Origin of the sequence: Geminocystis sp. CENA526 (genome assembly GCF_050753365.1) — a bacterium.
Classification (GTDB): domain Bacteria; phylum Cyanobacteriota; class Cyanobacteriia; order Cyanobacteriales; family Cyanobacteriaceae; genus Geminocystis.
Map to the genome: position 1 here is coordinate 47904 of NZ_JBLZFY010000013.1, position 15274 is coordinate 63177.

A 15274-nucleotide genomic window follows, 5' to 3' on the forward strand; every position below is an offset into this window, starting at 1 on the left:
AAAAGTAAGTTCTCATGCCAAATTAATTGTATAGAGGCAATATAGGCAAGGGTTTAGACACAATACATTAACAAAAAAGTGCGTAGTCGAAGCATAACCGAGTCGAAGCGTCTGCTAAAGCGACCTTTAAAATTCTTTAGGGTGACTCTAAGTAAGGTTACTTATCATTAATTACTTAACACCTAGTTAAAATAATTAGTTAAAATAATTTAAGCAATTTATGGAGTTCTATAATAGAATAAAATTAAGTGTTCTAAAACTTTAAATTTTAACAAAAAATACTTTAATCAGATCGAGTCTCAAAACGTTGATTATGATTCTAACCCATACTAATTAAGTGTTTCATCCTATTAATAACCCTATTTTTACCTAAACTTTACACAAACTTTATATTAACTTTATATTAACGTTACAAAACTGTCAAATTCCCGTAAAAACACTTAAAACTAATTTTTCTCAATCATAATACTATGACTAACCACATCGAACAGCCCATCACTTCTAACCTTTTCCAATTAGACCCTATTTACTCCGACTATGTAGAATTACTAGGCTCGATCGAACCTACCCTACAGGAACAACTACTTACATGGTTTAGCCAGAGTGACTACTTAACCCAAGCGGAAATTCCCTTCAGTGCCAATGTCGGTACACAGTCATGGACAGACAACGCCCTTTCTTTACAACAATCTATCCTCAGTGGTAACTACTCTATCCGTGTCGAAATTCGCAGTAACGATGAATTACAAGGAGCAAAAGGGGCTTATAGTGCCACTGGAACTACCAATCAACCCACCATCTACTTAAACGCTGATTGGCTACAAAACGCTACCCAAGCACAAATTGTTGCTGTATTATTAGAAGAATTAGGTCATGATTTTGACCATATCATTAACGATGGTGCAGATTCTCAGGGAGACGAAGGAGAAATATTTGCCATTTTAGTACAACAGGGCAGTATTGATGAGCCTACCCTCGATCGACTCCGCCAACAACAGGATACGAATACTATTATTATTGATGGTCAACAAATTACCGTAGAACAAGCTATTAATTATGCTCCCATACAACTAGACCCTTCCAATACTAACTGGGAAAACGTTGCTCGTACGGGTGATCCCAACAAACTCGATCCAGATAAATCAAAGGATGGAGGGTGGACTGCCAACTCCGCCGACTTAGTGGGAAATGATGAGACTCCTTATTTACAAGTTCAACAAGACGGTACGAGTATTGCTTTTAAGGTATTAGCTGAACCTCAATCGGGAAACTTTAAAGCCCTCATGGGGATTTTTGTCGATATAGACAATGATGGTAGCCCCGACTTCATGATTCAGTTGAACGTGGACAACGTTACTGGTAGTTATAAAGTTAATGAATATGATTTAGTTCCTATTTTTACAGGCAGTCTCACCGCAGACTCCAACACTCGTCCGAACAATACCGTCATTCCTAAATTGAGTGATAGGGTTTACTTCAACCTCAAAACCGATATTAATGGTAATCCTTTACCTACCACTGCTACGGGAGCAACACAAGTTGATAACGTTAAGGTTTATTCTAACCAAGCAACAAGATCGGGATCGGATGGAAATATTGGCGTTGTGGATGTGGACGGAGATGGAAATATTGAAAATTACTATGTAGTTAGTTTTACCCTTGCTCAACTAGAGGCATTTCGTCAATTTATCGCTTCCTTTGGCAACACTTACAAAGTATGGCATCCTAGTAATAATAACAATACGATACGATATGCGGCGGCGTTAACTGCGTCTAATAGTCTCAATGCCATTAACGGTGACATCGGTGGTGGAGCATATAGTACTAGCAGTAGTTGGAAAGATATTTTTGGTTTTGTCGATCCCCTTCCCCCCCTTGCCGTTAATGATGTCCTTCTCATTAATGAAAATACTGACAATCCTACCAGTCCTAATGTTAGCGGTAATCTTTTAAGCAATGATAGTGATCCTAATGGGGATGTTCTTACTGTAACTCAGTTTTCGATCGCAGGTTATAACAATGGCAGTCCTTACACCATTACGGCTGGTGGTTCAACAACCGTTGATTTGTTACATAACGGGGTTAAGTATGGTGAATTAACAATTAGTAGTAATGGAGATTATACTTTTACCCGTACTAACCTTGACTATGCTGGATCAGTACCTTTAGTTACTTATACCGTATCCGATGGTGACATCAGAACAGCAGACTCCACGGCTACTTTGTTCATAGGTATTACTCCTGTTAATGATGCCCCTGTTACTAACAATGGTGCAGTCACGATCGATGAGGACAATAGCTATACTTTCTCCGCTAGTAATTTCACCTTTAGTGATCCTGTTGACGGCAATCCTAATAATGGTACTTCTGCGAATACCTTACAAGCGGTTATTATTACCAGTCTGCCAACTAATGGCACTCTCAAATTCAATGGAGTTGATATTGTTCTTGATGGTAATGGAGAATTTATCGTTTCTGCATCTCAAATCAGTCAATTAACTTTTGTACCTAATGCCAATTTTAACGGCTCGACTAACTTTAATTTCTTAGTTCAAGACAATGGCGGTATGTTAAATGGTGGGATCGATCGATCGAACCCCGCTACCTTTACGATTAATATCACTGCCGTTGACGATGCACCTATTGCTAATAATTCCAATGCCATAGCCATCGAATCAGGATCAGCCCCTGATATTAATGGGGGAAACAATAATAGTGGAACTAATCCCACTGGAAATGTGTTGAGTAATGACACAGATCCTGATCTGATTAGTAGCGGTAATCCCACTGGTGCTGTCACCCCCGGTGTCACCCATACCCTCACTCAAATTTCCTTTAACAATACTCCGTCTTCTATTACCGCAGGTAGCACTTCTAGCTCTAATTTTACTACCATTACTGGTTTGTACGGTGAATTGCGCATTGGGGCTGACGGTAGCTATGAATATATTGTCAATAACAACAACCCCACCGTCGATGCTCTGCGCACTGCTGGGGATACATTAACAGAAACTTTTGTTTATACAGTCAAGGATGAAACAGATTTAACTTCTTCAGCTAATCTCATTGTCACCATTCAAGGTAGTAATGATAGTCCAGTTGCTAATCCTGATTTTAATGCGGTTAGTTTTAAACAAGGTGATACCCCCCTAGTGTCTCTGGTAATGTCCTAATTAATGATACTGATGTTGATACTGGAGATGGCAAGTCGATCGGGCTTACCACCGCTTCTGGTACTGGAACTACTACTACTTTGACTTCTGCTATTTCGATCGGATCTGTTGCACCCACAGGCATCCCCTCAGTGACGATCGGCACAATTACGCCTAATACCTTAAGTTCTATTGTTGTTGGGACAAGAACCCAAGTTAGTTCAAGTACCGCTATTCGAGTAAATGACTATGTATTTAAACGCACTGGTGGCACTGATGCAAGTCCAGTATATACTCAACTTCTTGACTCTAGCAATCAGCCGATTCGGGTTGCTACGGTAGCTCTTGGTGCTACGGTAAATGACCCCAGCACGATTACTTTTAATGGAACTCTTGGAACTCCTATATCCATTAGTGATATTTTACTTTTTTCTAATAATAATAGCTCAACATCAGGTCAACGAGCTACAGCACCATTAACAATAATTAATACAGCTCCATCTAATGATAGTATTCAAATAAATGATTATGTATTTATTGACAATAATGGAACATTGACTCTTCTGGTCGATGTCAATAGCAACCCTGTAAGAGTACAATCCCTGAGTGGTAATACAGTAACTTTTAGCAACCCAACGGTTACAAGTATCAGTAGTAATACTGTTTTGCGATTTACGACAGATATTGACGGTAACAACAGTCTTAATAATGCTACTATCAACACTACTGGAACTCCTGTTGTTGTTAATGATGGTATTCAAAACCTCGATTTTGTATTTATCGATAATAGTGGAGTCTTAACCCCCCTTCTGGATGCTAATGGGCAACAAATTCGAGCATCAGTGAGCGGTGGTAATATCACTTTTGTCAATGGCTCCAATGAACCGACAGCCACTGTCACCCCTTTATCGGATGGTCAAACGTTACGTTTTTCGACAAATTCTAATGGTACTGGTAGCATCAACACTACGACTATTAATACCAGAACCACCTCATCCACAAGTAATGTTATCAATGTGACTAACCTTGATGGTGGTATTGTTACGGGTATGGAGGTAAGTGGTGTTGGCATACCTTCAGGAACTACCGTCACAGGTATTAACTTGAATAACGGCACGATTACCCTTAGCAATGCCGTTACCCTCTCTAATACTACTTTAACCTTTACCAAAGCTCTGAGTGGTTCTGTCACTCTACAAGGTGAGTATGGTACTTTAGTTTTAAATACCGCCACTGGAGGATATACTTACACTCCTTATGCTGGTTTGACAACAGGTGGTGTGGAGACCTTTAACTACACCATGAACGATACAGCAGGAGCTACTAGCTCGTCTGTTCTGACTATTAATGTCAGTGTACAAACTGATCCTCCCACAGCCCGACCTGATACTGCTACTATTACCGAAGGAACTGCAAGTATTGGTGATATTAATAGTAATTCTTATAACGTTATCTTAGGTAACGTTAATGGTACTTCAGACCCCAACAGGGCAGACTCCGATCGAGATTCTAGTGATGGAGCAAATAATACGATTACCGTTACTGGAATTTCCTTCAATGGCACGGATGGAACTTTATCAGGAGGGAATTATAGTGTTACTGGTACTTATGGTACATTAACCATCAATGCTAACGGTAACTATACCTATGTGTTAAAAACAGACCAAGCTACCCAAGACTTGATCAATGCCCTCAATGGTAGTCAAAGTTTAACGGAAACTTTTCTTTACACCATCACCGATAGCACCAATGGTCAAACTGCCCAAACAAGCCTAACTATTAACATTCAAGGGGTTAATGATCCTCCTGTCGCAAGAAATGATTTTGGCATTGCCGTAGAAGCAGGGGGAGTTAATAACGGTACTCTGGGATCAAATGCGATCGGCAACGTTTTAGACAATGATACTGATGTAGATCATCCCGAAAGTAGCTTAACCGTATCCCAAATCACTTTTAACTCAACAACAGATAATATCCTTGATAGTAATGGTGAATACTCCGTAGATGGATTATATGGAACTCTCTATGTCAAGCCCGATGGTACTTACAGATATGAGGTTAATAATAGTAATACTACTGTTAATGCTCTTCCAGTGGGAGCCACTCTCCCAGATATTTTCAGCTATACGGTTCAGGATCCTCAAGGTGGTACAGGTACTGCAACCTTAACCATCACTATTCAAGGGGCAAACGATGCTCCCGTGAATAACTGGAATAATCAACCTATTGATACTAATAACATTCCGAGCTTGAGCGTTAATGAGGCAGGAAGTTTAAATATCACTGGTTTATCCGTTAATGATCCTGATGATGATGGTACTAATGCTATTGTGCCTAGTGAGTTAAGCACGGTAACGTTAACTGTTAGTAACGGTATTTTGAATATCGGTAATCTTAATGGTGCAAGTTTTGCTAATAGTACAAGTAATGATTCTAATACCATAACCTTATCAGGCACGGAGCAACAAATTAACGATGCTCTTGCTACCCTTTCTTATACTCCTAATCTATTGTTTAGCGGTAGTGATAGCTTAATTATCAGTTCTAGCGATGGTTTAGGTTTAAATGATACTGACGTTATTGCCATTAATGTTACCCCCCCTAACCCCACTGTAAATAGTTTTGAAGTTAACGAGGGTTCTCCTTGGGCAGTTTTTCAAGTTACCAATTTAGCCATTAATCAAAGTGTTAGCCTCGATTTTGATGGTACTGCCACTGTTAATGAAGACTATTTATCTAACTATGAATATTGGAATGGTACGGCATGGGTTCCTTATAATGGTGGTTCGATCGTTGTACCTAATACTTTGCCTGATGGTAGTAACAATGGTAATGGTAGCACTAACGCTATTTTATTCATTCGTGTTCCCCTGCAAAATGATCCACAATTCGACAATAATGAAACTATTACTCTCACTGTCAGCAACAGCAGTAATGTATCGGGAGGTATTGGCACAGCTACCATCAAAGATGATGGCACTGGTAGTATTTTCGAGAGCGACACTGGATTAGCAAAAACAGGTGTTCAGGGATTTGAACTAGACGACGATCGACCCTTAACCATTGAGCCTATTACTGTTACAGAAAGAGTTGATACCTATGCAGTTTTTGAGGTTAAAGGTGCTAACGATCAATGGGTTAAATTAGCATTACAAGATGGTACTGCTATTACTGGAGGCAACCAAAATCTAGGATTAAATGATTACAGTGGTTTAGAATACTCGATCGACGGAACAAACTGGACAAATTACGATCCCAATAGTGCTAATGGTGGTTATGTACAACTAAATAACACTGGTAGCTTATTTGTCAGAACAACGATTATTGATGACAACGTTTATGAAGGTAGTGAAACCTTTAATTTATTAGCTACTAACACTGGTAATAGCACTTTTACAGGTACAGCCACCATCATTGATGATGAAATATTCGTCAGTAACGTTGAGGTGAACGAAGGTTCACAATGGGCAGTGTTTACCGTCTTTGGTGCTGAGGGAACAAATGTTGCTCTTTCTATCCCCTCTCAAGATGGTTCGACTGTAGGACAAGCAAATACGACTTCAGGCTTTGCGATCGAATATTTTGTTCCTAATCCCGACGGCACTGGTACATGGACACCCTATAATAGTGCAGTTTCGATCGACGATAGTGGACAACTCCTAGTAAGGGTTAATATATCTAGTGAACAAGACACCAATTTTGAAGGTGCAGAAACCTTTATCCTCACAGCTACTAATACAGTATCCAACAGTTCTGCTAATGGCACTGGTACTATTTTTGATGACGGTACAGGCTTAAAATTTCTTTTCCCCCACGAAGACATTACTGGTTATGATCCTAATACTGATCCTAATTATCCTAACGTAGTACAAGGTGATTTTGTTGTTATTACCGATCTCAGTCAATACGACGACGATCGACCGTTAAGTGTCACTCCAACACAAACATCATTTACCGAAGGTACAGATACCCATGCTATCTTTGAAGTCAAGGCAACATCAACGGGGGCTGATTGGGATAACAACCCCACCCAATATGTCAAATTAGAACTCGGTGTAACTGGAGATACCGCTACTTCTGGAGACGACTATAGTGGACTCCAATATTGGAACGGTACAGCATGGGTTGATTATACGGCGGATAGTTTTGTGCAAATTCCAGCCGGTGGTACTTCTACCCCTAATCCAGATGGGACAAACACTGTCAATCCTGATAATAGTACTCTTGATGGTAAAACTTTATTAGTCAGAACGGCGATCGTTAATGATACAATTCCTGAACCTACCGAGACTTTTACCCTAACTGCTTTTAATACAGGAAATCGTGATTTTAGCGGTGTGGGTACGATCGTTGATAACGATGGTGGAGTTAACAACCCTCCTGTAGTGGACTTAGATACTAACAATGGGGGATTAAATAACAGTGCAGACTATGACGGTAGCGGTGCAGTAAACTTTACTCAAGGTGACACCAATCTGAGTGATGCTGATAGTGATGATTTAGTCAACCTCAAAGTAAGTATTGATGTTGGTGAAATTCAAGCAGGAGATGTATTGGTAGTCGGTGGTACATCGATCGATCTTACCAGTACGGGAACGGGAAGTGTCACAGTAAATGGTGTTACCTTCGATTATGATGTGAGTGATGTCGGTGGAGAGCGTATCATTACCTTTACTCCCCAAACAGGAAATAGTGCAACCTTGTTAGAGTACGAGGCATTAATTGATGCTTTGCAATATAACAGTACAGGTACAGCGACAGGTAGTCGAGATTTCTCTGTCACCGTAGAGGATGAAAACAACGCTGTCAGTACCCCTGCAATCTTTACTGTCAATATTAATACTTCGCCCAGCTTGGATTTAAGTCCTAACAATAATACTACCGTTGACAATCAGGACACTTTCACTGAAAAAGACTCCAATTCAGCCTTATTTACTAATACTGGTAATTCGATCGATCTTAGTGGTAGTTCTACAGTAACCTCTATTACCGTAAGCATCCCAGAATCCGACATTCTTGATGGTGTAAATGAACGCTTTACCATTAACCTACCCAATGGAAATGTTCGTAATATTCCCCTAAACTTTACCGATGGACAAGTCATTAACCAAGTCAATTTTAGCGGTGTTATTTACACTATTACTGCAACAGTGACAGGAGGAACAAAAACCCTGACTTTCACCCCTGCTAATCCTGTTAATCAAACTCAAGCCGAAAATTTCCTAGATGCTTTCGGTTATCGTAATAACTCCCTTGTACCTTCCCCAGACGATCGAAACTTTACCGTTCAATACTTCACGGAAAATAATGGACAAAGTAATCTAGCTATTTTCACCGTTGAAGTACAACCCGTCAATGATGCTCCCTCTTTTCGTGACTTAGATACCCTTAGTGCTAATAATTTCCTAGTGGGGGGTTCACCTATTGTCATTGATAATGATGTGATTGTATTCGATCCCGAATTAAGGAATGCCAATAATTGGGATGGAGCAATCTTTACCATCGAACGATCGAGCGGTGCAAATCCAGATGATGTATTTGGATTTAGTGGAAATGTTAACATTAATGGTAATGACTTAAGAATCGGTACTCTTGTGGTTGGTACAATTGTACAAAATAGTAGCGGTACATTGAACATACAGTTTAATGATCAAGTCACTAATGGCAGAATTAATACTATTGTTCGCCAACTTACCTATGAAAATGTGGGAACAAATCCCCCTAATACTGTTGATTTAGTCTATCGTCTTAATGATGGTAATACTGGAAATCAAGGCATTGGTGGGGCTTTAAACAGTGATGATAGTTTACATACTATTACCGTTAACATCATTTCTCCTGCACCTACAGCAAATCCAGATACGAATAGTGTTGCCGAGGATTCTGTTTTAACGATTACAGCCAATAACGGATTACTTGCCAATGATACAGGCAGTGGTTTACGAGTCAATCAATTTAGTCTCGATGTTGATGGTAATGGTTCGATCGATCCTAACACCGAAACCTTTACCGTTGATCCAAATAGTGACAATGCAGTTAGTAACATCAAGAAAATAGTTAATGGTGTAGAAGTTACAGTGGGTGCATTAAGAATTGCTTCCGATGGTAGTTATACCTTTACTCCTGCACCTGATTTTAACGGTACAGTACCCACTATCAACTACACTATTATTGATGGACAAGGAAGAGAAGCTACGGCGACTTTAAACTTAACCGTCACCCCCGTGAACGATCGACCCATAGCTAAAGACATTATCCTAGCCGATCCGAGATACACTGGTTTTGGTACTCCTAAATACTATGGTTTAGGAGGTCTATTTAGCACCACGAATGGCAACTTCGATGACAGCAAAGATCAAGTAACAGGAGGAAGTACCGCCAATGGTTTATTAGGAGTTGCGATCGTGGGCAATGCTTCTAATAGTAGTCAAGGGCAATGGCAATATTTAGCGGGGCGCACTTGGACAAATATTCCCACGACTCTAAATGACGGTAGTGCATTATTACTAGCTCCTGCTACCAACATTCGCTTTTTACCTAACTCTGGATTCACAGGTACACCCGGAGAGTTGACGGTACGAGTCATTGATAATAATACCGTTAATGGTTCGGCATTTGGAACGTTTACCAATGGACAAATCATCAATAACTTAAGTACTAGAACTACTGCGGGTTTAGGTGAGACAAGTGCCATTAGCCCCCCCGTAACCATCAATACCCATGGTATTATCAATACCCCTCCTGTGATTAATAACTTAGATGGTAAAGCCTTCACCACTGCTACTAATTCCAGTAATTTAGTTATTAATAGCTTAGTTAATCCTTCTGGTTCTCCAGCTACTATTGTTGATCAAGAGTTATTAAAAGCCGGTGGAACATTAACCGTCAGTTTAGCGGATTCTAGTTTTTACTTTGGAGGAAATACCACTGGAGAAAATATTGCTATTCGTTTTAATTCTGGTGTCACCCTTGGTGCAAATAATACTCTTTCGATCGAAGGAACATCGATCGGAACTTTTAGCGGTGGCACTAATGGCACTCCCTTAGTCATCAACTTTACTACCGAATTAACTCAAACCCAAGCTAATACGTTAATTCAAAACATCACCTATAGTACCAATCAACATGAAGGAATGCGGAAACTATCCTTCATTGCCAATGATTCTCTATTAAACTCCAACCGTGCCGAAGTTTATATCAATGTTTCTAAGAATATTTGGACTCCAGAGAATAGTCTTATTGGAGATCAATCGGGACAACCTCGCAGTGACACCATTACTGGAACTCCTAAAAATGACTTCATCAACGGCAGAGGAGCAAATGATGCACTTTACGGACGAGAAGGCAATGACATTATCATCAGTGAAAGTGGTACAAGTATCCTTGATGGTGATGTGGGTAACGATACTCTCATCGGTTCTCATGACAACGACATGATGCGAGGGGGAGCAGATCATGACTTATTAATCGGCAATGGCGGTAATGATCAAATGAATGGAGGTAGTGGCAACGATACCCTTGTGGGCGGTACTGGTGCAGATACCCTCACGGGAGGTTCAGGAAAAGACTATTTCGTTTATCCTTCAGCAAAAGATTCTCTCTTAAATCCGAATAATCCTAACTCTGTCACCTATGACTACATCATGGACTTCAACTCCACTGAAGGGGATAAAATTGTGGTTCAAAATGACATAATTGATGTGATTAATTACGGTACGATTTCTAGCATGAATGAAGTGATTGATAAATTGAGAGACTTAGGAAGCAATAAAGCCGCCGTCTTGACTTTAAGTGGTTCACCCACTCAACACTTCTTAGCTATTAATCAATCTAGCAATGGTTTTGATGCCCATAATGATACCTTTATCCGCATTAACACCATTAACTTAACGACAAATGACTTTATGACGTTAAATGAGTTTATCACATCACCACAGGTGTAATCAATTAACAATTTTTGATTAATGTAGGGGTTGAACAATGTTCAACCCTTCTCCTTTTCTATAACTAGGGTTTGCAGAATAACTCAGAAGATTATTAAAATAAATGGTTTAGACATAATACATTGACCTAAAAGTGTACAGTTTTAGCAATTTTTACTAAAAAAATGAGCATTTTTTACTAAATTTTATTTAAAACAACTTTGTAATTATAAGTTGATACAAAGCCTCGAAACCTTGATTTTTGTCATTTATTCACTCTTCCCTTTTCCCTTTTCCCTCTTCCCTATCTTCATCAAAAGACTTTTTCAGGCAACCTATATTGTCAGAAAACCAAGAGCATCTTTAACTCGTTGTAAAGTCGCATTAGCAACACTTTCCGCTTTGTCTTTACCCTGTTTTAATACCTCATCTAAATATCCTTTTTCCGCCATAATCTCTTTATATTTAGTCTGAATAGGGGTTAAAGCCTCGATGGTAGCATCCGTTAATAAAGGTTTAAATTTACCCCACCCCATATCACTACATTCGGCACTTACTTCTTCTTTGCTTTTCCCCGTAAAAATACCGTATAATCCCAATAAATTATTGCACTCAGGTCGATCGATCGTAAAGGTCAAGCCCATGATAGGATCGGTTTTACATTTCTTAATTTTTTTCTTAATTTCATCAGGGGTATCTAATAGATTAATTCTACTTAACTCCGAAGGATCAGACTTAGACATTTTTTTTGTACCATCAGCAAGACTCATTATTCTCGCACCTTCTTGACGAATTAAAGGCTCAGGTACTTTTAATATCGGCTTTTCTTCACTGCCGAATTTATCATTAACACGAATAGCTATATCTCTAGTTAACTCTAAATGCTGTTTTTGATCTTCTCCTACTGGCACTTGATCTGCATCGTATAATAATATATCAGATGCCATTAAAACGGGATAGTCTAACAAACCAACGCTGACATTTTCTCCTTGTTTAATCGCTTTCTCCTTAAATTGGATCATCCGTTCTAACCAATTAAGAGGAGTGACGCAGTTTAATAACCATGTTAACTCACTATGGGCGCCAACGTGAGATTGCACAAAAATAGTAGAGTGATTTAAGTCGATACCACAAGCTAAATATAAGGCTGCGATCGTGTAGGTGTTTTGTGCTAAGGTAGAGGGATTATGAGGTACTGTAATAGCGTGTAAGTCAACGACACAGAAGAAATTATCATAATTAGGCTGTAAGTCCACCCAGTTGCGAATAGCACCTAAATAATTGCCGATGTGTAGATTTCCTGTGGGTTGTACTCCTGATAATACACGCTTCTTAGTCATGATTTTTAGTTAAAGATGAGATATAACATAAACAAAGGACTCCTCTAAGTTTACTGGTAAAGATAAGCAAAAGGCAAGAGTTATCATTTTTTCGCAGTAATGAGAATTTCGTGTTACTATAAAACCGAGAAAATAAAGAATAATTCTTTTTTTCAGGAAACTGGGAACGGATATTTGACAATATCTGTAAATATTTGTCTATATTTTTACCAAAGTTTTCTAATATTTATTTGCCATTCGTTAGAAGTTAGCTAGTATTTAACAGATGATACCTATTGTCAGTAGTCTATTAATTGCCTCTACACCCTATAGTTTTGATGAATCTCAATGGACAGAATTTGATCCTCAATCTGCATCTTTAATACTAGCTGAAGAACAAATTATTTCGATCGAACCTTCGGAGTCTTTTGCGGATAGCCCTGAAATTTTAGCATTGTCAGAGTCTGATTTAGAGATACCGAAATTGTCTCCTATCGTGGAAGAAGAAGTTTTATTGCCTAATATTACTATTCCTGAAAACGCTACAGAAAAAATCAGTCAACCTAATTTATTGAAGGTTAACGAGAAGGAAACAAATAAAACAACCCAAACTGATACATCAGTTCCTGTCATCGCTCAAACAAATATTGCGACTAAAAATATCGATGTGCATTCTATCCCTATTCCCGTAGAAAGTCCTCCGAAAATTGAGGCTAGGGAGTTAGGAAAACCTTTGAGCATTAAAGAAGAAAATTATAACTTTGTACTAGATCAAAATATTCGCTTTAATCGCACTAAAACCCTGATAACCGCTTCTCGTAATGGCAATTCTCGTCAATATAATTTTGATATTCGATCGACGGGTTATGAATTAGTACAAAATGATGATAACCCCGTTAATATCGAGATTCCTGCTGATACCCCTAATGTAGTGGAAATTTTAGCCGATGAACAGGAATATTTAGACCAACAACAAATTGTTAGGGCAAGGGGAAATGTGGTAATTCGTTTCTCTAATGGTATTTTAATTGCCGATCAAGTGTTAGTCAATTTGGTCGATCGAATTGCTGTAGCCCAAGGTAATGTTACCTTAGAAAGAGGAGAGCAAAGTCTTAGGGGCGATCGATTTGAGTACTATTTTGTGCAAGATCAAGGGGTAGTTTTTAACGCCAATGGGGAAATCTATCAACCCAGTCTAGGGCAAGATTTTCGAGGGCAAACTGCTAATAATCCCTTACCTCAACAGCCTTTGAGTTGGCAATTTGAAGCGAATCAACCCTTAAGGAGAGTGGTATCCGCCGAAGGCTTTAGTTTTGCTGTTGGTAGTATCAGAGAATATTCTTTAGTACAGGGTGAACAAACTACTGGAAGTATCTCCACAGGAGGACAGGTTAACCGTTTTCGTTTTCAGGCAGAAAAAGTGTATTTTGATGGAGATAGTTGGCGCGCTACGAATATTCGTTTTACTAATGATCCTTTTTCTCCCCCAGAGTTTGAAATTAGGGCAGATACTGCCCATTTAAGGAATATTTCCCCCTTTGAGGACGAATTGACTACCACTAATTCTCGTTTAGTATTTGATCAAACAGTTTCCATTCCTCTATTTCAAGATCGATTGGTGTTCGATCGACGCAATCGCAGACCGGGCTTATTTTCCATCGGTTTTGATGGGGAAGATTTAGGCGGTTTATATATCGAAAGAGACTTTGAGCTTTACAGTGATCAAACTACTCTTTTTACCCTTACTCCTCAAATATTATTACAAAGAGCATTTTTCCCTGATTCCTTTTTTGATGAAAATGCGATCGATCCCGATGACAACGGCGGTTTATTCAATCCGTCTAGTTATGGTTTAGTGGCTACATTAATTAAAGATTTTAGCGATCGAACTAACTTAAGAGCCGTCACAAATTTTACAGGCTTAGACTTAGATAACATCGAAAATCGCCTTCGAGCTACGGTACAATTAAACCAAAAAGTAGGAGATATACAAGCCCCCCATACCGTCAGTTTACAATATAACTATCGGGATAGACTCTTTAACGGTTCATTAGGCTTTCAAACCGTACAGCAAAGCTATGGGCTTGTCGCTACTTCTCCTTACTATCAGATCGGACAATCAAGTTTCGGTTTCGTTTATCAAGCCTCCGTACAAAATATCACTGCTGAAACCGACAGACAGGAATTATTAGGCAATAACCCTAAAGATAACTTAGCTAACTTAACCCGTCTTCAAGGCGCAGGAATCCTCAATGGGAATATTTTACTTTGGAGTGGTGAAGCCTTACCAGCTACCGCCGAAGAAGGTTTAAAATACACAGCTACTCCTGTTGCTCCTTATATTAGCTTTAACACAGGCTTGACAGGAGTGAGCAGTTTTTATAGCAATAATGATACTCAGGCAACCTTAACTGCAACCGTTGGATTACAAGGACAATTCGGACATTTTTCTAATCCTTTTTTCGACTATACGGGATTTAACGTCAGTTTTAGTCAAGGTTTTAGGGGTGAACAATCTCCTTTCTTTTTCGATCGATTTGCCGATGATCAAGTGTTATCATTGGGATTAACTCAACAATTATACGGTCCCATTCGTGCAGGATTACAGAGTTTTATCAACGTCAAAACCAGTGAAGAAATCAGTACAGACTATTTTATAGAATATAGTCGCCGTACCCATAATATCATCATTCGTTATAACCCCGTTCTCGAAATCGGCTCAATCAATTTGCGCATCAGTGACTTTAACTGGGATGGAAACGCTGCCCCCTTTGAAGGTACTGGTATTCGTCCTGTGGTGGATGGTGTAACTAGAGGTAATTAGGGGATGCTGAAAAAGTATTTTGATGAAGAGAGGGAAAAGGGAAAAGGGAAAAGGGAA

5 protein-coding genes are annotated in these 15274 nt (G+C 39.2%); 3 read left to right on the forward strand and 2 right to left on the reverse strand.

Annotated elements, in window-relative coordinates:
* Positions 1-470: 470 nt before the first annotated feature.
* Positions 471-3173, forward strand: a complete 2703-nt coding sequence (locus tag ACN4EE_RS05990; RefSeq protein WP_431705499.1) for a VCBS domain-containing protein — start codon at positions 471-473, stop codon at positions 3171-3173.
* Here the strand turns inward: ACN4EE_RS05990 and ACN4EE_RS05995 are convergent.
* Positions 3130-3318: a hypothetical protein gene (locus tag ACN4EE_RS05995; RefSeq protein WP_431705500.1), complete on the reverse strand. Its 189-nt coding sequence runs from the start codon at positions 3316-3318 to the stop codon at positions 3130-3132. The genes ACN4EE_RS05990 and ACN4EE_RS05995 overlap by 44 nt on opposite strands.
* Here ACN4EE_RS05995 and ACN4EE_RS06000 point away from each other — a divergent pair.
* On the forward strand, positions 3305-11095 hold the full coding sequence (locus tag ACN4EE_RS06000) for a beta strand repeat-containing protein (protein ID WP_431705501.1): 7791 nt from the start codon (positions 3305-3307) through the stop codon (positions 11093-11095). The genes ACN4EE_RS05995 and ACN4EE_RS06000 overlap by 14 nt on opposite strands.
* A 314-nt stretch (positions 11096-11409) precedes the next feature.
* Here the strand turns inward: ACN4EE_RS06000 and trpS are convergent, their stop codons facing one another.
* Complete coding sequence (gene trpS, locus ACN4EE_RS06005; RefSeq protein WP_431705502.1) at positions 11410-12414, reverse strand: tryptophan--tRNA ligase; 1005 nt, start codon at positions 12412-12414, stop codon at positions 11410-11412.
* 265 nt (positions 12415-12679) lie between these two features.
* Between trpS and ACN4EE_RS06010 the strand changes: the two genes are divergently transcribed.
* Positions 12680-15217, forward strand: coding sequence for a DUF3769 domain-containing protein (locus tag ACN4EE_RS06010; RefSeq protein ID WP_431705503.1), 2538 nt, complete (start codon positions 12680-12682; stop codon positions 15215-15217).
* The last annotated feature ends 57 nt before the right edge of the window (positions 15218-15274 follow it).

What these genes read in the sequence shown, in the direction of transcription:
- trpS (WP_431705502.1), bottom strand. Translation starts at nt 12,414, where the DNA reads ATGACTAAGAAGCGTGTATTATCAGGAGTACAACCCACAGGAAATCTA.
- ACN4EE_RS06010 (WP_431705503.1), top strand. Translation starts at nt 12,680, where the DNA reads ATGATACCTATTGTCAGTAGTCTATTAATTGCCTCTACACCCTATAGT.
- ACN4EE_RS05990 (WP_431705499.1), top strand. Translation starts at nt 471, where the DNA reads ATGACTAACCACATCGAACAGCCCATCACTTCTAACCTTTTCCAATTA.